The organism is Flavobacterium ajazii (genome assembly GCF_010614725.1).
GTDB lineage: Bacteria > Bacteroidota > Bacteroidia > Flavobacteriales > Flavobacteriaceae > Flavobacterium > Flavobacterium ajazii.
Map to the genome: position 1 here is coordinate 101,706 of NZ_JAAEHL010000013.1, position 20,707 is coordinate 122,412.

Genomic DNA, 20,707 nt, shown 5'->3' on the forward strand with positions numbered 1-20,707 from the left:
TTGAAGCCTGCTTTAAACCTTAAAGATAATAAGTTTATTTTTTTATTATTTATCGAAACAATCAATAATCTGATAGGCAACTCTTAATGCATCTGTAGCCTGTTCAAGTGTTACAACCGGAGTTGTGTCGTTATTGATAGCATCTGCAAATGAATTTAATTCGTCTAAAATAGCGTTGTTTTGCTCTACGTCCGGATTTGTAAAGTAAATTTGTTTTTTTACTCCCTCGGCATTTTGAAGAATCATATCAAAATCTCCCGGAACTTCAGGAGCATCTTTCATACGGACAACTTCACATTTTTTTTCCAAAAAATCAACCGAAATGTAGGCGTCTTTTTGAAAAAAACGTGTTTTGCGCATGTTTTTCATCGAAATTCGGCTGGCAGTTAAATTGGCAACACAGCCATTTTCGAATTCAATTCGGGCATTGGCAATATCAGGAGTTTCACTGATTACCGAAACACCACTGGCATTGATGTTTTTTACATTTGATTTTACCACACTTAAAATGGCATCAATATCATGAATCATTAAATCAAGAACTACCGGAACATCCGTGCCACGTGGATTAAATTCGGCCAAACGATGCGTTTCTATAAACATCGGGTTTTCGATCATGTTTTTGGTTGCAATAAAAGCAGGGTTAAAGCGCTCTACGTGACCAACTTGTCCTTTTACATTGTGTTCTTTTGCCAAAGCAATAATCTCTTCAGCCTCTTCAACGGTGTTGGCAATTGGTTTTTCTATAAAAATATGTTTTCCTGATTTGATGGCTACTTTGGCACATTTGTAGTGCGAAAGTGTTGGAGTTACAATGTCGATTACATCCACGGCGTGGATTAATTTTGCAATTGTATTGAAGTTTTTATAGCCAAATTCTTTTGAAATTCTTTCGGCATTTTCCTGATTTTCATCATAAAATCCAACTAATTCGTATTTGTCAGATTGTTGTAATAAGCGTAAATGTATTTTACCTAAGTGACCCGCACCTAAAACTCCTACTTTTAACATGTGAATGTATTTTAAACAAAAATAGAATTTATTTGTTGAAAGTGAAAAAGAATTTAACTAATTGTGAAATGTGAATTATTGGTAGTGCCTTTTGACTTTCGCCTTTTTGACTTTCAACTTTATTAATTTAATAATTAAAAATCAATATTTGATTTCCTGTTTTGTTTCTTATTTTTGCGAAAATAAAACCTACCCATTTTGAAAGATACTGCCAAACATCAAGGACTTCGCAATCAATTAGTAAGCACTTTAGAACAAAAAGGGATTACTGATAAGGCGGTTTTAGAGGCGATAAAAAAAATCCCAAGACACCTTTTTTTAAATTCAAGTTTTGAAGATTATGCTTATCAGGATAAGGCATTTCCTATAGGAGCGGGTCAGACTATTTCGCAGCCTTATACGGTTGCTTTTCAGTCTCAGCTGCTGGAAGTGAAAAAAGATGACAAAATTCTTGAAATCGGTACAGGATCGGGCTATCAGACTGCTGTTTTATTCATGCTGGGGGCAAAAGTGTATAGCGTTGAAAGACAAAAAGAACTGTTTAAAACAACTTCTAATTTATTCCCTAAATTAAATATCAGACCTAAACATCTCTCGTTTGGTGATGGTTACAAAGGTCTCCCAAACTATGCTCCGTTTGACAGTATTATTGTTACAGCAGGTGCTCCTTTTATTCCACAGCCTTTGATGGCACAATTGAAAATAGGAGGAAGGCTGGTGATTCCACTTGGAGAAGATGTACAGATTATGACTTTACTAATTCGTAAAAACGAAACACAATTTGAAAAACATGAGTTTGGGGAATTTAGATTTGTTCCTTTATTAGAAGATAAAAATTAAAAAAAAATGCCCCATAAATATTTAATTTATTTTGGGGCTTTTTTATGACTTAACTAGTTAGATATGAAATCAGGTGTCAGGCTGAGTCCATTCGGCTTCGCTCAGGATAAACTTAGTTGAGGCAAAAAGCCTTCGACTCCGCTCAGGATGACATCTCGTTTCTAAGTAGCATAAAATATACTTATTTAATTCTCCCAATAGATCCCGTCTCAGAAGGAATAAGTTCAAAAACAGAAGTAGGAGCAAGTCCTGATTCGATTCTGTGCGAAACGTATAAAATAGCTACATTGGTTTCCTGTCTGATAGTGTTAATTAACTGAATCACCAAATCGACATTTTCGTCATCCAGACCCTCAACAGGTTCATCTAAAATTAATAAAGGCGGATGTTTTAAAACGGCACGAACAATAAGTGCTACTCTTTGCTGTCCGATCGAAAGATCTATAAAACGTTTCTTTTTCAGGTGGCTCATTTCAATTACCTCCAGCCATTGCGTAACAATTTGTTTTTGTAAGGTAGTCGGTTCCGTATATAATCCGATAGAATCAAAGAAACCGGACAGAATCATTTGTTCCAGTGTATGTCCTTTCTGAAACAAATCCATCATAGAAGTGGTATAAATTCCGATTTGCTTTTTTATTTCCCAAACACTTTCACCGCTTCCTTTTTTTCTTCCAAATAAAAATAAATCCTGACCATATCCTTTTGGGTTATCGCCTGTAATTAAAGATAAAATAGTGCTTTTTCCGGATCCGTTCGGACCAATTAACTGCCAGAATTCACCTTGTTTGATGGTCCATGAAATGTTGTTCAGAATTTTTCGGTCTTCATAACTTACCGAAACATTCTCCATTTTTATTAATACACTTTCGTGAAAAGTACCCGGTTCATGAGCCTTTGGAATTGCAGCTGTATTTAAGGTTTTAAAATGGTTTTCGGTTTTTGAAATAGGATATAGAGTAAACGAATTGTCTTTGATCTGGACTTTATTCAGTACAAAATCCATTAAATCAACCGTACGGTTTACAAGCTGAATAATAGAAATGGTATCAGTAAGTTTTTCTAAAGATAGAGCCAAAGCCAGACGGGAAGCCTGATCTAAATGATCGAAAGGATTATCGAAAATGATAAAATCAGGATTTTGGCTGATACAGTATTTTAAGAACTCTTTTTTGCGTTCGCCTGATGAAAAAGTCCGCAATTGCCTGTGGGATTCAGGAGAAGCTTCAACAGATTCATATTGATATTCCCTTTCAATGAATTTTTCAATTGAAATATCAGAGAATAAAATTCCTTTTTGGTTGTTAAAAACGGCTAATTCTTCTTTCGCTTCGCCGGAAAGTAGGGTGTCTATGAACTTTTTTTTATTGACCTGATTGGTTAAAAGAATGTCCCAATGTTGTTTTTGATGCATTATTTATTTCTTGAAAGGATATTATTGTTTAGTTGCCATTGGCATATTGTTTCTTGACCATTCGCTCCAGGAGCCTATGTAAAGCTGTGGAATTGGAATTCCGGCATAACCCATAGCTAACAGAGTGTGGCAAGCAGTAACACCTGAACCGCAATGGACTATTACATTTTCGGGTTTTACATTTCCTAAAATTTGAGTATATTTTTTCGCCAGTTTTTCAGCGGAAAGATAAAAGCCATTTTCGTCTAAATTTTCGCTAAACGGAACATTAACTGCACCCGGAATATGACCTGCAATCAGATCAAGTGGTTCTGTGAAACCGTTAAAACGATTTTTATCTCTTACGTCAATGACGATATTTTCAGGGTTGTTGCGGACTTTATCGACCTCTTTAATATTGCTTAAAGAAAGTTTCCAAACTGAAACCGGATATTTTTCAGCTGTGTCAAAATTTTCTGTACCTGAACTTACAGGGAAACCTACATGAATTGCTGCCTGATAGCCACCATTTAAGACCTGCACTTTTTCATGACCAATTGCTTTTAGCATCCACCAAAATCTGGCTGCGGCATTTGAACCGTTTTTGTCATCATAAATAATCACATGGCTTTGCGTTGTAATGCCAAGTTTTGAAAGCACTTCTGAAAATTTTTCTAACGAAGGCAATGGATGTCTTCCGCCGTTTGCAGGGTTACAGCCAATTGTAGCCAAATCCCGGTTTAAATCAACATATCGGGCATCTTTTAAATGTTCGTTTTTATAATTTTCCTCCATATTGAGTCCGGCTCTGGCATCAACTAAAATAACTTCAGTTGAGTTTTTTAGCTGAAGTAATTCTTCGGGATTTATTATGGGAGACCAATTTTTCGGCATCTGAATTTCTTCTAAAATGATTAACCAGGAATTTTTTCAATTAAAATTTCAGCGCCTGATTTGTCAAAATAAGTACAGGTCATTTCAATAATATCAACACGCCATTTTGCGATTCCGCATTGTCCTGAATGATTACAAAATGTAATATAATCGGTCTGGCCGTCCTGATGCGCTACCAGAAATTCTATAAAACGTTCTTTGTTGGCTGTATCCTGAACTTTTATTTCAGGATATTTTTCGTCTGAAATAACAGAATAGTTATTTACACCATAATATTCAACATGGCCATCATTTACAAAGGTGTCATACCCTTTTACGCCCAAAATAATTAAATCCTGTATATAATTTGGAAAATCGGCACCGCTTTTTACTTTGGCATGTGCCTCTTTTATTTGTTCGATTGTAAACATAAAATATAATTTAAGGTTAACTTTATTGCTTCAAAAATACGATTAATGGTTTTATAAATTGATTAAAAGATTCAATATGTGGCAAATGTCCTGTGTTTGCAATTTCTACAAGTTTTGCATTCGGAATGGCTTTTTGTGTTTTTTTGCCCAGTTCGGCATAATTGCCCATTGTTTTTCTGACTTCTTCTGAAACGAGGGGTTTTCCTAAAGCAGTTTTATCTCTGGTTCCGATGATTAGTAATGTTGGACTTTTGATGTTTTTAAATTCATATAAAACAGGCTGAGTAAAAATCATGTCGTACATCAATGCCGAATTCCATGCTATAATATTATAATTAGGAGCTGTTGTCCAGCCAGCACCCAATTCAGCCCATTTTTGAAAATCAGCATTCCATTTTCCATCATAATAATTCGCCATTTGGTATTTTTTGATAGCTTCGTAATTTTGTTTTAATTCACTTTCGTACCACCAATCTACAGGCTTGTAAGGAACAATCAATTTCCAGTCTTCTAAACCAATTGGATTTTCAAGGACTAATTTTTCAGCAGTTTCAGGATACATCAACGTAAATCTTGTAGCTAACATTCCGCCCATGGAATGTCCTAAAACAGCTGTTTTTTCAATTCCCAAATGTTCTAACAGTTTTTTTGTGTTTTCAGCAAACTGCTGAAATGTATACTGAAAATTATCCGGTTTTGAAGATTTTCCAAAACCAATCTGATCCGGGACAATAACCCTGAAACCTTCTTTTGTCAGGGCTTTAATAGTGGTTTCCCAATAAGCTCCATTAAAATTTTTTCCATGAAATAAAATGATGTTTCTATGATTGTAATTGGCAGGAGTTATGTCCATATAGGCCATTTTTAAAAGTTGGCGCTGATTACTGAGTTCAAAAAACTTAACAGGGAACGGATATTCGTAATTGCTTAAATTAATATCAAATTGTTTTATTTTTTCTTCTTGTGAAAAGGAAAAAAGTGGAATTAATAACAATAAGAGTTTTAAGGTTTTCATTGGAATGATAATTTTTATTTGAGATTTATAAAATTACCGTTCTGAGTTTGAAAGGCAAAAATTATAATCTTAAAATTATCAGAAAATATAGCTTTATTTCAAGAAAAAGATGCTTACTAATAATCATTTTTCTGAAAAATATAAACGCCCGATATTTTATTTTTTATTTTAAATCATGAAATAAAATTCGAAAAAACTGCAATTCGTTAAATTTTGAATATTTTAATCAGGTGATAATTTTGTTTTGTTGCTGAATTTATAATGTATTGATTTTTAAAGATGTAAACACAGGACGGGGCAGGACAGACTCTTTTTTGCTTATGCCTAAATTCGGTTAACTAACTTTTAACCAATTTATATTAGTATGAAAAAAATTACCTTATCATTCAGATATGGGGTCAAAATTCTTTCGGCCTTTGTTCTGATTACGTTTATGGGAGAATTAAGAGCCCAAACGTTGGCATTTCCCGAAGCCACAGGTTTTGGAAGATTTACAACAGGGGCAAGAGGAGCTGCAAATCCACAGATTTATTTAGTAACCAATTTAAATGACAGTGGTCCTGGGTCATTTCGTGATGCCGTTAGTCAGGAAGGAAGATTTGTAATTTTTAAAGTAGGAGGTATCATTAACGTAGCTTCTTCGATTGCAATTGCGAAAAACACGACTATTGCCGGACAAACAGCAACAGGTGAAGGAATTGTATTGTTGGGATCTAAGGTGTCATTTACCGGAGCAAGTAATACGATTGCCCGTTACGTTCGTATTCGTTATGGAGGAACTGCCAAAGATCAGGATGCGTCTGGGATTTCAAATGGAGCGAATATAATTTTAGACCACATGAGTTTTACCTGGGGTACAGACGAAGTGTTTTCTGTGAACTGGGATAGTAAAGGAACAAGCCCGGATAATATTACGATTCAGAATTCTATTATTGGACAGGGAATGCACCGTCACAATCACTCAGCCGGAGGTTTAATGCAGCCTTCTGCCGGTGGTAAGATAAGCTTAATTGGGAATTTATACATCTGTAATAAAACCCGTAACAATAAAGTGAAGGGTATCAATGAGTTTGTAAATAATGTTGTTTACAACTGGGGGAATTACGGAAATACCTATGGGCATGCTGAATCCGGTGATGCCTATATTATGGGAGGAGATTCTGCAGGAAGTTCAGATGTTAATATTATCAATAATTATTTTATAGGAGGGCCAAACACAAGTAGTACAGTTTCATCACCGTTTAATCGCGGAAATGATAATTTCTCTTTATATGGCTCTGGAAATTATTTTGACAATAATAAGGATGGTGTACTAAATGGTACGTTAGTTCCTTACGATTTAACGGGATATCCTACTGGAGATATATCTACTCTTTTGTCAACACCGTATGATTATCCTATGAAAAATCCAGCATTGTCTGCTGAGGATGCTTATAATAAAATTGTAGCAAGTGTTGGAGCTTCGTATCCAAGACGTGATCAGGTTGAGAGTTTAATGATTTCAGATTTGGTATCTAAAGGGACAACTGCCACGTATGTATATGTGCAAACTGATTTGACCAGTAAATTTGGTTTTATAAACGGAGGTGCAGGACATGTTTACGGTGCTCCGGCTCCTTTGGATACAGACAATGATGGTATGCCTGATGCCTGGGAAGATGCCAACGGATTAGATAAAAATACGGCTGATGCTTTATTAGTCAGTACAACCAATGCTCCTTATCTGAATATTGAAGTTTATATTAACGGATTAACCAATACAACACCTGCTGATTTTCTTATTCCGCCATCAGGTGTAAATTTTAGTTCTGTAACTTCAACTGAAATCCCACCGGCTAGCTCTTTAACAGTAAAATGGAGTGATAATGCTACAAATGAAAATAACTATATATTAGAGCGTTCAACTGATGGAACAAATTTTACAGTAATTAATACGCTTGCAGCTAACACTATTAGTTATAATGATTCTGGCTTGACGCCTAATACAGTATATTATTATCGTGTTAAAGCAACAAATGCTACAGAATCATCTGCTTATAGCGAAATAGGCTCTGTAACAACTCCTCCAATCCCATCGGCTCCAGCTAAGGCAGCTAATCCAACGCCAGCCTCAGGATATAATTTTGTACAGTTAAACGGAGGTAATACAACATTAAAATGGACTGGAAGTTCTAATACGACAACTTACGCAGTTTATTTAGGCACAAATCCTGCAAATCTAACTAAACTAGCCGATGTAGCCTATGTTGCAGCTCCTTCATATCAGCTCACAGGTTTAAATACTGCGACAACTTATTATTGGAGAATTGATGCTTCTAATGCAAAAGGGACAATAGCTGGAGATGTATGGAATTTTAAGACTTTAACACCAGAAATTGTTGGATATTGGCCATTTAAAGAAGCAGCCGGAGAGGGTGATCAAATTGCGGATATTTCAAGTTATGGAAATAATGGACAATTGGATGCGGCTTATGATAATGCTTCGGTTAGGGTAATAGGAAAAGAGAATAAAGCTATAGATTTTGCGACATTATTACCAAACAAGCTTATGGTTAGTATTCCAAATCAGGATCAGATATTCTTTGATAAAAATTCATTTACTGTTTCATTCTGGATGAAAGCTGATGCTAGTTTAATACCTGCAGGAACAACATTGAGTTCTTATATTTTGTGCAAAGGCTCAATGACAAAAAGTGTGACAACAGGAGCAACAGGCAGAAGATTTAATGTAGAAATTAAAAGTAATCAATTGCGTTTTGCTATAGATGATGATGTTACAAAAACAGAACTTGTATCATCATTGGCAGCTACGAGTTATTTTACCGGAAACTGGGTTAATGTGATTATTATGAGAGATGTTGCCACATCTAAATTAAAAATTTATACAAATGGTGTTTTTACAAATGAAAAAGCAGATGCAACAGGAACATCAGTGGGTATTGGAGAGGCAACAGATTTAGTAATTGGTAATATCGGGGCACTTGAACTGTATGCTAATACTACTCCTGCACCGTACAAAGGATTGTTTGATGAGCTTAAAATGTTTAATTATGCATTAACAGCGGCAGAAGTTACAGCCCTTTATAATCAGACATTTTTAAGTAATAGTAAATTTAGTCAAAATGACAGTCGAAGCAAAAGTAATCTTGTAGTATATCCGAATCCTGCAAAAGAGCAAATTTTTATCAATATTCCTGATACTAATTTGTCTTCTGTAACTGCAACTTTGAGTGATGTAACCGGGAAAATTATCGTAAAAGAAAACATCACTTCTGACGGAAATGGCGTTTTTACTTTGAATATAGCGAATAAAAATCTTTCAGGACTTTATATCTTAAATGTTTCAGGAGAAAACTTTAACAACAGTTTTAAAATAATGACAGAATAGTAATAAAAGTTTATATCTAAAAAAAAACCGTTACATTGATTTGTAACGGTTTTTGTAATTTATAGTGAACCGTATTTTGTTTAAAGTCCAACGAAATCATCACTTTTTGGGAAAATACTCAATGCTTCTATGGCAATTTCAGGTGTTGGAGAAGCAAGTTTTCGCAGTTTGGTATCCATCCAGGCGCCGTCGACGGTAATAGTGGCACAAAGTGTATCGTCTTCTCTTCTGAATTCGTGAATGATAGACCAGCGTGAGGCATCGGCTTTCATTTTAGAAGTTTTGGTATGAATGAAAATTTTATCCGAAAGTTTTAATTCTTTTCTGAAAACACATTCTTCCCTAAATAAAACCGGGCCAAATCCCTGCGTTTGCATCACTTTTAAAGTCAGGCCAAGTTCTTCAAGGATTTCGATACGATGCTGTGCGCCAAAATCGTAATAAGCACTGTGACGAACATGAAAATTTGGGTCAAGATCTGACCAGCGAAAAGATATTTCTTTAGTAAACGAAACCATTTTTTTTATTTTAATTTAAAATCGAAATTACGAATATCAAATGGTAGTTTTTTCTAAATAAAAGTTATTTTTTATTCGTTTTAGATTTTCACTATATCATTTGGGTACTAACAAGGATCAAGAGCAATATTTGTATTCCTAAAATAATCCAAAAGAAGTTTCTGCTTGGTTCTGAAACATTTTTTAATCCGGATATCGTTTTTTCTTTTATGACGTCAGTAAAACTTAATTTTTCATCTGAAAAATCAACATCGTCAAGATTTGCTTTTTTAAGACCGTAAATAATAATTTTTTTTAACCATTTATTATTGTCCTTAGAATCACTAATTTCCTGAATTAATTTTAGTTTCAATTTCGTATTGTCTGTTCCCTTTTTTAATAAATCGGGCTGGTTCGATTTTATTTTCCCGAGGACTTTCTCAATAATCGGGTATAATAAAGCTTCTCCTTTATCGGATAATATTTTATTGACTGTTTTTGAAATAATGTATTTATTTCCAAAAGAAAACAACACAAAGGGAGTGATAAAAATAGAAAGAGTTATAAGAGTAAAACCAATAGGTCTCTCAAAGAATAAAATTAACAAGACTGCTATACCTGCTCCTGGCGCACCAGGACCATCTGACGATTGAAATAAAAAGATTAATAATGTAGCTACAGATAAAGCAAAAATTAATAGTTGTCCGATAATATTTATTTTAAGAAAGCTAAATGTTGCGCTGCCAAAAAGTTTGGTAGCATATTTGAAATTGTCGGTCATTAAAAGGTATTTTTTAATTTATTTTTTTTTTACACTTGTAATTATTTTCGTTGAAAGACAGAAAAATTGAGCGGCAAAAATATAGAAAAAATAGTACAAAATAGAGATTGTGAAAAATAATTTTTAATGGATTAAACGGATGTCATTTGAATTTAAAATAATTTGAAAGTAGTATGGAATTATTTAGATAACTAATTTAGACGATACTTCTGTATGTTCCGAAATACTAAGTAAAAATTCCGCAATTAACACTGTTTCATTTGTTGTAAAACTGTGATTAAAATATCCTATATAATTTAGTAATTCTCGTAAAGTTAGGATTTTGACAAACTCAAATTCTTCAAATGGTTTATTGTTGGAGAAAACAATAATATTTTTGATAGGAATTTTTCGGTTGCCCCAATGATTACGTGAAAAAAATAGGTTTGATTTGTTTATTTTCTCAGTTAGTATTTTATATAAAGCAAAGTTTGTTCGAAGAACCTGCTGGACAGGGGAGCGTAAATCCAGATTGTCTATTGAATTTTTACTCCAGTTTTTTGTTTCAATCAAGAAAATACCAGATGGAGAAATCAATAAATGATCTATTTGAATAGATTTTATAGAATCATTTTTGTGTTTTATTGGAGGATTAAAAGAGCAACAAAAATCATTTATCAAAATATAATCATCAGACAGCTTTCTAAGAATGTTCTCTACTTTTTGTTCGCCAAGGGCGCCGTAAATTGTATTGTTTAGACTTTCAATAACCTCTTTTTTCCTTTCCAATATCTTAAAATCTGTAACACTACTTTCTTTGACTGCATTCTGAAAATGTAATGCAAGATATTCAAAGCGTTTATTTTTTTTAGAAAGCATTTTTTTTGCCTGATATTTAAAAAAGATGACTTTGAAGTAATATATCAATTGTATAAGCCAAAATTTTGTACAAAGGACAAGATTAATCCAATAGTCTTTTATAATCGGGATAATTTTAGAATTCGTTTGAGGCAGATTTTCTATTTCTTGATTATAATAATCCAGTCTTTCTTTTAATTCTTCTTTAAGATCATTTTCTCTTTTCGGAATAACGATGTTCAACTCAGATAATTCTTTTTCAAGAGTTATTTTTTCTTTCTCAATAAGTGAAGTGTGATCTGAAATGATTTTTTGTTCATTGATATGATAATTTTTCCGAAAACTAATCAACTCATTTAATGAGTTAAATTCATCGATATTATTTTTAACCAAATGAAATTGTATAGTATTTAAGCATCCAATTGTATTATAAACTCTACACATGTTCTTGTTTATTAAGGATTAACCTCATTTAGTTGTTTTTCTAAACTTTCGATTTCAGAAGGACCATTTAGACTTTTTTTAATAACAGTTCCGTTTTCGTCAGTCAGGAAATGCCACGGAATGCTCATCGATTGATTACCATATAGAGTTCTTAAATCGGCATCTAGCTTTTCGTTCGCCCTGATATGATGCCCTTCTAAACTGTAAAAATGAATCATATCTTTCCATTGGTTTTCCCGGTTTTCTTTGTCTATAGAAATATAAACCATTGTAATGTTTTTAGATTTCAGTAGTTCATACAATTTTGTATTGTCTTTAAACTCTGCTTTACAAGGGCCGCACCAGGTTGCCCAGATGTCGATATAATATTGTTTTCCATTTAATTCTTTTATAACATCCTTTACGGAATTAACAGTTGCCGGATTATCTATAAATTTAATTTTTTCATTCACCGATTCTTCCTTCTTTTTATGGAAGGCAATGATTGAAATGATTTCTGGTTCTAAAAATAAAGTATAAGGACTGGAAGGGTATTCTTTTTTAAATTGTTCGAAAAGTGTAATTAATTCTTTTTCGTAATTTTTATTGATGGCTTCATAATAGATATAAGCCGCAAAATAATATTCTAACTGTTTTCCTGATAAATGCTTTTTAGCGTTGTCAATATTATGAGTATGGATTAGTCCTTTTTTATGGTATTCTGATAATGCAGCGATGTCAGTTTTTTCAATAATTAGTTCCTGATAGCGCAGATAATTTTCTGCATAATAAAAAAACCATGGGGATCTTAATAATTCAGGATTAGTTACAGGATTAGAGTCGAAAATTACAGCCCAGAGTTCACTGTATTGAGCAGGTGTCAGAGTATTTTTGTTTCTGGATACATTTAAAAAGTTTATAAATCCAAGACTTCCCATAATGCCTTTATGAAAGTAATTCCGGTCTGTTTCAATAAGATTGTAAAAGTCTTTAGATATTTCTTTATTTTTTAAGAGCTTTTTAAATTCGGCGATTTCTGTTTCTCTTGCTTTTTCATTTTTTTGTGTTATTTGAGATATAACACTGTCTTTTGTATAATTTTTTGTTTCAATTTCAAAATGGCCTCCAATGAGCATACTTCTGTTTGGAATCTGATTGTATAAAGCCTGACCTTTTTCGTTTTTAGATAGAATTCTAAATTTGTTGTCTTTGATTTCAGTATTGATGAAAACTTCATATTTCATTCCGGGTTCTGCAATGATGATTCCGTAAGAGTTAAAATGATTAAAGAGTTCAACAATGCAGGCTTTTTCTGCATTAAGTTTTATTTGAAAATTACCTGAAGAATCCGTTTGTACGGAATTTTTAAATCCGATAAAATCAATTCCGTTTATGGGTAAAGTGTATTCGATTATTTCAGGAATCTTTCCCGTTATTTTTCCTGTGATGATTATATCGCTTTTTTTTCCATGCCCAATTGCGAATAAGGGAAGGAGTATTATAAAAAGAAGTTTGGATAGTTTCATGATTTTTGGTTAAAAAGAATGAATTAGTAAAAGCAGGTTTGATTCTTTCAAATATATAGTATTTAGATGGTTAATTGAATTGCGAGATGCAAAATGTTGTTTTTAGATTCGGGATTTTTATTTTGAAAACGAGTGTTTTAGCCCTGATAGCAGCGTCATCCTTTACTGCCGGGGTTCGGCAGTAAAGATATAGCGGATAGCAGGAACAGCTCCTGATAAATGACATGTAAAGTCCTTATGCCATGATTGTCAGGTTTTAAAAATGTCATGTTGTCAGATGATTTTTGGTGTCCCGACAGTAAAACTGACAAATTACTTTGGTTTTTTATATTGGCACAAAGATTGACTTATGCCACCTGAGTTATAAAATTTAAATCAAAATTAAATATATAAAAAATGGGTAAAATAATCGGAATTGACTTAGGTACGACGAACTCTTGTGTTTCTGTAATGGAAGGTAACGAAGCAGTTGTTATCCCTAATGCAGAAGGAAAAAGAACAACTCCTTCTATTATCGCTTTTGTTGAAGGTGGAGAAATTAAAGTGGGAGATCCTGCAAAAAGACAAGCAGTAACGAATCCTACAAAAACGATTGCTTCTATTAAACGTTTTATGGGACACACTTTTGCTGAAACTCAGGAAGAGGCAAAAAGAGTTCCTTACAGTGTTGTAAAAGGTGACAACAATACGCCACGTGTGGATATTGACGGTCGTTTATACACTGCTCAGGAGTTGTCTGCAATGACACTTCAAAAAATGAAAAAAACTGCTGAAGACTATTTAGGTCAAACAGTAACTGAGGCAGTTATTACAGTTCCTGCTTACTTTAACGATGCTCAGCGTCAGGCTACAAAAGAAGCTGGTGAAATCGCTGGTCTTAAAGTTATGCGTATCATCAACGAGCCAACTGCTGCTGCACTTGCTTACGGATTAGATAAAAAAGGAACTGATCAAAAAATTGCTGTTTACGATTTAGGTGGAGGTACTTTTGATATCTCTGTTCTTGAATTAGGAGACGGTGTATTCGAAGTATTATCTACAAATGGTGATACTCACTTAGGAGGTGATGATTTTGACCAGGTTATTATTGACTGGTTAGCTGACGAATTCAAATCTGAAGAAGGAATTGATTTACGTTTAGATCCAATGTCATTACAGCGTTTGAAAGAAGCTGCTGAGAAAGCTAAAATTGAATTATCTGCTTCTGCTGAGACAGAAATCAACTTGCCATACGTTACAGCTACAGCTTCAGGACCAAAACACTTAGTTAAAAAATTAACTCGTTCTCAATTTGAGAAATTAGCAGATTCTTTAGTAAAACGTTCTATGGAGCCAGTTGCTAAAGCTTTAAAAGATGCAGGTTTATCAACTTCTGATATTGACGAAGTTATCTTAGTAGGAGGTTCTACTCGTATCCCAAGAATTGTTGAAGAAGTTGAAAAATTCTTCGGTAAAAAAGCTTCTAAAGGAGTTAATCCTGATGAGGTTGTGGCTATTGGAGCTGCTATTCAGGGAGGTGTATTGTCTGGAGATGTAAAAGATGTATTGTTACTTGACGTTACTCCATTAGCTTTAGGTATCGAAACTATGGGTGGTGTAATGACAACTCTTATCGATGCTAACACTACTATCCCAACTAAAAAATCTCAGGTATTCTCTACAGCTGCTGATTCTCAGCCATCTGTTGAAATCCACGTATTACAAGGGGCTAGAGCAATGGCTGCTGATAACAAAACTATCGGTCGTTTCCACTTAGACGGTATCCCGCCAGCACCAAGAGGAGTTCCTCAAATCGAAGTATCTTTCGATATTGATGCTAACGGTATCATCAAAGTTTCTGCAACTGACAAAGGAACTGGAAAATCTCACGATATCCGTATCGAAGCTTCTTCAGGTTTAACAGCTGAAGAAATCGAGAAAATGAAGAAAGATGCTGAAGCTAATGCTGATGCTGACAAAATCGCTAAAGAAAGAGCTGAAAAATTAAACGAAGCTGACAGTACTATCTTCCAGACTGAATCTCAATTGAAAGAGTTAGGAGATAAAATCTCAGCTGACCACAAAACAGCTATCGAATATGCTTTAACAGAATTGAGAATGGCTCACCAGTCTCAGGATCTTGACGCAATCCAAAAAGGATTAGACAATGTAAATGCAGCATGGAAAACAGCTACAGAAGCAATGTACGCTCAGGGTGGTGAAGGCCAACAAGCAGCTCCACAACAAGAGCAGGCTTCAGGAGACAATGTTGAAGACGTTGAATTCGAAGAGGTAAAATAATTCTTTAGTATTAAGTAATTAGTACAAAGTATTAAGATGAAAAACCGGGTCAGAAAATGACTCGGTTTTTTTTATGATTTTAATTTTTATGAAAAAGACGATACCAAAAACTCCTTTTTACAGCAATAGCTCCACCAACAATAAACTTTTCCTTGCAGTTTTCTTTTTCTAATTCGATGGCACCTATATAGTAGTTATAAACTTTAGTAGAGTAATTTATGTATCCATCTTTGTAAATTGATATTATAGTACCTTTATTTGCCTTTATACAAAATCTTCCTTCTGAATCGGGATGAAATACGGGATTTTTGCCATCAATAAAAATATTAACCTCTTCAAAATTTGGATTTGCTTCTTCAAGAAAAATTCTCCCTTCAATTTCTATTTCTTCATTTTCACTATCTATAGAAGGATTTATTTCACTTGTTTTTTTGGATGTCTGTTCGATTCGTATTTTTCCTTGTGCTTGTGCTGTTTGATTTCCTAATCCTAAAAAAGCAATTAATGAAGCAGCTGCAATTGTACAGATTGATTTTTTTTCTTTTTGGATTACTAAATTTCGATTTATCTGAGAGTTATTGAAACGCCCGCATAATTTATCATTTTCATTAAAAGCCAAAACAATTTCTCTGTCGGATGATTTTGTAAAGTCTATCACATTTTTTTGACAAGCACTGCAAAATTTTCCTTTTTCGGTTTGAGACATATCGAACCAGTTTTCATGGCAAGGTTCCGGAATTGAAATTTTTATTTTGGTTGTCATTTTAATCTTCAATTGGTTAATGAAATTTAGGAATTATAAATTTATAAATGTAATTGTTTTTTTGAATTGCTAACAATATCTTCATGTCAAACTGATATTTGTCATTTCCTATCCCGATTCTTTTTCGTAATATTACTATGTAAATTTTTTTGAATGAGAAAGATCAAATACAAGAAAGGCCGTAAACTGCAGCATACTAGTTTAGAGTATACTGGCTCTCACAAAGATCATGAAACAGAGATGCAGCTTTTTGTATATAACGATACAGATGTTATCGAATATGAAAAGTTTACGGTTTTAGCCTTAAATTCCTGTTTTGATTATACTAAGAATAACTGGCTGAATATTCACGGGCTAAACGATATTAGCCTTATTAAAACTATCGGAGACCATTTTAAGGTAGATGATTTTTTACTCGCTGATATTTTAAATACAACCAAAAGAACCAAACTCGAGGAACAGCCGGATATTTTATTTTTTAATATCAAATCGCTTTTGCCTTCAGAATATTCAGATGATCTTAAAGTAGAGCAGCTTAGTTTTATTTTGAAAGACGGAATTCTGATTTCATTTCAGGAAAAAAGAAGTGATTTTTTTACACACATACGTGAACGTCTGCGTACACATGCCGGAATCGTAAGAACTAAGAAGGTTGATTATCTGCTTTATTTATTATTGGATGCCGTAATGGAAAATTTTTACATTACCATAGAAGATGAAGAAGATAATATTGAAGAGCTAATAGATTTAACTAAAAAAGGGGCAGATCCTGTTATTCTGGAGAAAATTGAAAATCACCGTGATAATTTTAATTTCTTAAAACGTTCTATCGTACCGCTTCGGGATTCTTTATATTATCTGAAAACCATTAAAGATGATAATGAGGCAAATGGTCTTATTCAAAAAGAGACTTTTAATTTCTTTGTCAGATTACATCAAAAAAGTCTCGAACTTTTAGAACAAATCGAATCGGATATGAGTTCTTTGGAAAGTGCCTCAAATTTCTATTTCTCGGAACAAAGCCGGAAAATGAATGAGATTATGAAAACACTGACCATTATTTCGGCCATATTTATTCCGCTTACTTTTATTGTTGGGGTCTACGGAATGAATTTTGAAAACATGCCGGAACTTAAAACCGAGAATGGCTATTTTATCGTTATGGGAACTATGTTTTTATTGGTAATAGCCCTCATTATTTATTTCAAAAAAAGGCGCTGGTTTTAGCTTTTTAAATTAAAAATTACAATATGTTTCGTTTTAAAATATAATTTATGAGTAAAGCAATATACATAGCTACAAGCGATCAGAATAGCGGAAAATCAATTATTACACTCGGTTTAATGAGTCTGTTAATTGGCAAGACCGCAAAAGTGGGCTATTTTAGACCAATTATTGAAGATTTTGTCGATGGCGAATCAGATAATCATATTGAAACTGTTCTTTCGCATTTTAACCTTGATATTGAATTTGAAGATGCTTATGCCATTACCAAAAGCAAATTAATCAAGAAAAAAAATAAAGGTAAAATAGGCGAAGTTTTAGATCTGATTATTGAAAAATATAAAAAACTGGAAGAGCGTCTTGATTTTGTTTTGGTAGAAGGAACCAGTTTTACCGGCGAAGGAACGTCAATCGAATTGGATCTGAATGTTCTAATTGCCAAAAATCTTGGAATTCCGACCATAATCATTGGTTCAGGAGTTGGTAAAACCCTGGATGAATTAGTAGACAGTTTGTACCTGGTCTATGATTCATTTAAACTAAAGGAAGTTGAGGTTTTATCGGTTTTTGCCAATAAAGTGCAGCCTGAAAATATTGAATTGGTTACAAAGGGACTGCAAAAAAGTTTACCTGCGAATGTTTTGGTAAATACGATTCCGCTGATTTCAAGTCTTAATAATCCGACCATGCAGGAAATTGTAAATGCGCTGGATGCCAAAGTTTTATTCGGAGAAAATTACCTGAATAATGAAATTGGTCATTACAGCGTTGGTGCCATGCAGCTGCATAATTATCTGGTTCATCTGCACGATAATGCGCTTGTAATAACTCCGGGAGACCGTTCCGATATTATTTTAGGAGCTTTACAGGCAAATGAATCTGCTAATTATCCTACTATCTCAGGAATTATTCTGACCGGAAATATTTTTCCTGAAGAAAGTATTCTGAAACTTATAGAAGGACTTTCTCCTATCGTCCCGATTATTACAGTTGATGGCGGAACTTATCATATTACCAATAAAATTGGAGCTATTAATTCGGAGATTTATGCCAATAACACTCATAAAATAGAAACGTCCATCAGTACTTTTGAAAAATACGTTGACATTGCACCTTTATCTGAAAGGGTAATTACTTTCGAACCCGAAGGTATGACACCAAAAATGTTTCAGTATAATATGGTAAAACGTGCCAAACAGTATCGCAAACATATTGTTTTGCCGGAAGGAAATGACGATCGAATCATTACGGCCGCTTCAAGATTATTAGCAATGGATGTTGTCGATATTTCAATTATTGGAGATAAAAAACAAATTGAGAATAAAGTTGCCGAACTAGGACTTGCTTTGGATTTTTCAAAAGTAAAAATTATTAATCCGATTGAATCTGAATTTTATGAAGATTATGCCAATACCTATTATGAGCTTCGAAAGGCGAAAAATGTAAGCATTACAATGGCAAGGGATTTAATGGAAGATGTTTCCTATTTTGGAACTATGATGGTCTACAAAGGTCATGCAGACGGAATGGTTTCCGGAGCAGCACATACAACACAGCACACTATTTTACCAGCATTGCAATTCATTAAAACTAAGCCGAATTCATCTGTAGTTTCATCAGTGTTTTTTATGTGTCTGGAAGACAGGGTTTCTGTTTTTGGAGATTGCGCTATTAATCCAAATCCAACAGCTGAGCAATTGGCAGAAATCGCTATTTCATCGGCAGAGTCAAGTGCTGCTTTTGGCATTGAACCAAAAATTGCAATGCTTTCTTATTCATCAGGATCTTCAGGAAAAGGAGATGAGGTAGAAAAAGTAAGGGCTGCAACAGAAATCGTAAAACAAAAACGTCCGGATTTAAAAATTGAAGGACCAATTCAGTACGATGCCGCCGTGGATCGTGCAGTAGGAAAAAGCAAAATGCCGGATTCTGAAGTGGCAGGGCAGGCGAGTGTGCTTATTTTCCCTGATTTGAATACCGGAAATAATACCTACAAAGCCGTTCAGAGAGAAACCGGAGCTTTGGCAATCGGTCCGATGCTGCAGGGATTAAATAAACCTGTAAACGATTTAAGCCGAGGCTGTACCGTAGATGATATTATAAACACAGTCGTAATTACAGCTATTCAGGCGCAGGGATTGTAAATTACAATTAAAAGATTCAAATATTTAAGGATTTAAAAATTAATCTTTTAATATTTAAATCTTTTAATCATTAAATAATTTTTTTAAATGAAAATATTAATAATAAACTCAGGAAGTTCATCAATTAAATATCAATTAATGGTTATGCCGGAAAACGAAGTGATTTGTACCGGTATGATTGACAGAATTGGCTTGGAAAGTTCAAATGTTACTTTTAAGGCTTCGTCTAATTCGTATGAAGAAGTAGTGCCAATTGCAACACATAAAATAGGTTTACAGAAAGTAGCTGATATGCTTTTAGATGCAAAAAAAGGCGTTATCAAATCGACTTCTGAAATTGATGCTGTAGGACATCGTGTAGTGCATGGTGGAAGCGAATTTAGTGAGACGGTAAAAATTAACGAAAAAGTAAAAGCAAAAATCAAACAGCTTTTTGAATTGGCACCATTACATAATCCTGCAAATTTAGAGGGAATCAATGTTGCTGAAGAAATTTTTAATTCTGCAGAACAAATTGCTGTTTTTGATACGGCTTTTCATCAGACAATGCCCGAAGTGGCTTATAAATACGCTATTCCGAATAGTTTTTTAACAGAAAATAAAGTCCGTGTTTATGGTTTTCATGGAACAAGTCATAAGTATGTTTCAGAAAAAGCAATTGAGTTTTTAGAAAACAGTTCTAAAATAATTACCATTCATTTAGGAAACGGATGCAGTATGGCGGCTGTTAAAGACGGAAAATGTATTGACACGACAATGGGGTTTTCACCTTCGAATGGTTTGATAATGGGAACCCGAGCCGGTGATATAGACCAGTCGGTTATTTTTTATATGATTAAAAATTTAAATTATACACCGGATGAAGTAAATGCTGTTTTGTTGAAACAAAGCGGTATGCTTGGTTTGACAGGTTATAGTGATTTGCGTGATATTGAAGCACAAGCCGGAAAAGGAAATAAAGATTGCCAGTTAGCACTTTTAATGAATGCTTACCGAATCAAAAAAACAATTGGGGCTTATGCCGCAGCTTTAAATGGTTTGGACGCTATTATTTTTACTGCCGGAATTGGAGAAAATTCGTCTTATATGCGTCAGTTGGTTTGTACCGATATGGATTATTTTGGAATCGAACTGGATAAGGAAAAAAATCAAATCCGTTCAAAAGAGGTCAGAGAAATCAACCAGGCGAATTCAAAAGCAAAAATTTTGGTGGTACCAACCGATGAAGAATTTGAAATAGCTAATCAGGTATATCATTTATTGCAAGGTAATTAATTGTAT

Annotated in this window: 16 protein-coding genes; 6 read left to right on the plus strand and 10 right to left on the minus strand. The window is 33.9% G+C overall.

Annotated features, from left to right (window positions below; all coding sequences use genetic code 11):
* Window positions 1-45 precede the first annotated feature (45 nt).
* Window positions 46-1,011, minus strand: a complete 966-nt coding sequence (locus GWR14_RS20405; protein ID WP_163410992.1) for a Gfo/Idh/MocA family protein — start codon at window positions 1,009-1,011, stop codon at window positions 46-48.
* 198 nt (window positions 1,012-1,209) lie between these two features.
* On the opposite strand from GWR14_RS20405, the gene GWR14_RS20410 reads away from it, so the two are divergent.
* A complete protein-coding gene (locus GWR14_RS20410) occupies window positions 1,210-1,851 on the plus strand; it encodes a protein-L-isoaspartate(D-aspartate) O-methyltransferase (RefSeq protein WP_163410993.1) in 642 nt (213 codons plus the stop codon).
* A 181-nt stretch (window positions 1,852-2,032) separates the two neighbouring features.
* Here the strand turns inward: GWR14_RS20410 and GWR14_RS20415 are convergent, their stop codons facing one another.
* The 4 genes from GWR14_RS20415 to GWR14_RS20430 are packed head-to-tail and all read right to left on the minus strand — an operon-like array spanning window position 2,033 to window position 5,563.
* Window positions 2,033-3,265, minus strand: coding sequence for an ATP-binding cassette domain-containing protein (locus GWR14_RS20415; protein WP_163410994.1), 1,233 nt, complete (start codon window positions 3,263-3,265; stop codon window positions 2,033-2,035).
* A gap of 21 nt (window positions 3,266-3,286) precedes the next feature.
* On the minus strand, window positions 3,287-4,138 hold the full coding sequence (locus GWR14_RS20420) for a sulfurtransferase (protein WP_163410995.1): 852 nt from the start codon (window positions 4,136-4,138) through the stop codon (window positions 3,287-3,289).
* Window positions 4,139-4,158: 20 nt separating this feature from the next.
* Complete coding sequence (locus GWR14_RS20425) at window positions 4,159-4,548, minus strand: DUF1398 domain-containing protein (RefSeq protein WP_163410996.1); 390 nt, start codon at window positions 4,546-4,548, stop codon at window positions 4,159-4,161.
* Between the two features lie 22 nt (window positions 4,549-4,570).
* Window positions 4,571-5,563, minus strand: coding sequence for an alpha/beta fold hydrolase (locus GWR14_RS20430; RefSeq protein WP_163410997.1), 993 nt, complete (start codon window positions 5,561-5,563; stop codon window positions 4,571-4,573).
* Between the two features lie 364 nt (window positions 5,564-5,927).
* Between GWR14_RS20430 and GWR14_RS20435 the strand changes: the two genes are divergently transcribed.
* Complete coding sequence (locus GWR14_RS20435; protein WP_163410998.1) at window positions 5,928-8,951, plus strand: LamG-like jellyroll fold domain-containing protein; 3,024 nt, start codon at window positions 5,928-5,930, stop codon at window positions 8,949-8,951.
* A gap of 80 nt (window positions 8,952-9,031) precedes the next feature.
* Here the strand turns inward: GWR14_RS20435 and GWR14_RS20440 are convergent, their stop codons facing one another.
* From GWR14_RS20440 to GWR14_RS20455, 4 genes are all read right to left on the minus strand, one after another.
* Complete coding sequence (locus GWR14_RS20440) at window positions 9,032-9,469, minus strand: acyl-CoA thioesterase (RefSeq protein WP_163410999.1); 438 nt, start codon at window positions 9,467-9,469, stop codon at window positions 9,032-9,034.
* A 91-nt stretch (window positions 9,470-9,560) separates the two neighbouring features.
* On the minus strand, window positions 9,561-10,229 hold the full coding sequence (locus tag GWR14_RS20445; RefSeq protein WP_163411000.1) for a hypothetical protein: 669 nt from the start codon (window positions 10,227-10,229) through the stop codon (window positions 9,561-9,563).
* 183 nt (window positions 10,230-10,412) lie between these two features.
* Entirely contained in the window at window positions 10,413-11,510 is a 1,098-nt protein-coding gene (locus GWR14_RS20450; protein ID WP_163411001.1) for a nuclease-related domain-containing protein, read from the minus strand.
* 11 nt (window positions 11,511-11,521) lie between these two features.
* Window positions 11,522-13,015, minus strand: coding sequence for a TlpA family protein disulfide reductase (locus GWR14_RS20455; protein WP_163411002.1), 1,494 nt, complete (start codon window positions 13,013-13,015; stop codon window positions 11,522-11,524).
* A gap of 396 nt (window positions 13,016-13,411) precedes the next feature.
* Between GWR14_RS20455 and dnaK the strand changes: the two genes are divergently transcribed.
* On the plus strand, window positions 13,412-15,295 hold the full coding sequence (gene dnaK, locus GWR14_RS20460) for a molecular chaperone DnaK (RefSeq protein WP_163411003.1): 1,884 nt from the start codon (window positions 13,412-13,414) through the stop codon (window positions 15,293-15,295).
* Window positions 15,296-15,374: 79 nt separating this feature from the next.
* Here the strand turns inward: dnaK and GWR14_RS20465 are convergent, their stop codons facing one another.
* Entirely contained in the window at window positions 15,375-16,058 is a 684-nt protein-coding gene (locus tag GWR14_RS20465; RefSeq protein ID WP_163411004.1) for a hypothetical protein, read from the minus strand.
* Window positions 16,059-16,211: 153 nt separating this feature from the next.
* Between GWR14_RS20465 and corA the strand changes: the two genes are divergently transcribed.
* The 3 genes from corA (at window position 16,212) to GWR14_RS20480 (ending at window position 20,701) form a co-directional block, all read left to right on the plus strand.
* A complete protein-coding gene (gene corA / locus GWR14_RS20470; protein ID WP_163411005.1) occupies window positions 16,212-17,285 on the plus strand; it encodes a magnesium/cobalt transporter CorA in 1,074 nt (357 codons plus the stop codon).
* 47 nt (window positions 17,286-17,332) lie between these two features.
* Window positions 17,333-19,426: a phosphate acetyltransferase gene (gene pta / locus GWR14_RS20475; RefSeq protein WP_163411006.1), complete on the plus strand. Its 2,094-nt coding sequence runs from the start codon at window positions 17,333-17,335 to the stop codon at window positions 19,424-19,426.
* A gap of 87 nt (window positions 19,427-19,513) precedes the next feature.
* Window positions 19,514-20,701: an acetate/propionate family kinase gene (locus GWR14_RS20480; protein WP_163411007.1), complete on the plus strand. Its 1,188-nt coding sequence runs from the start codon at window positions 19,514-19,516 to the stop codon at window positions 20,699-20,701.
* Window positions 20,702-20,707 lie beyond the last annotated feature (6 nt).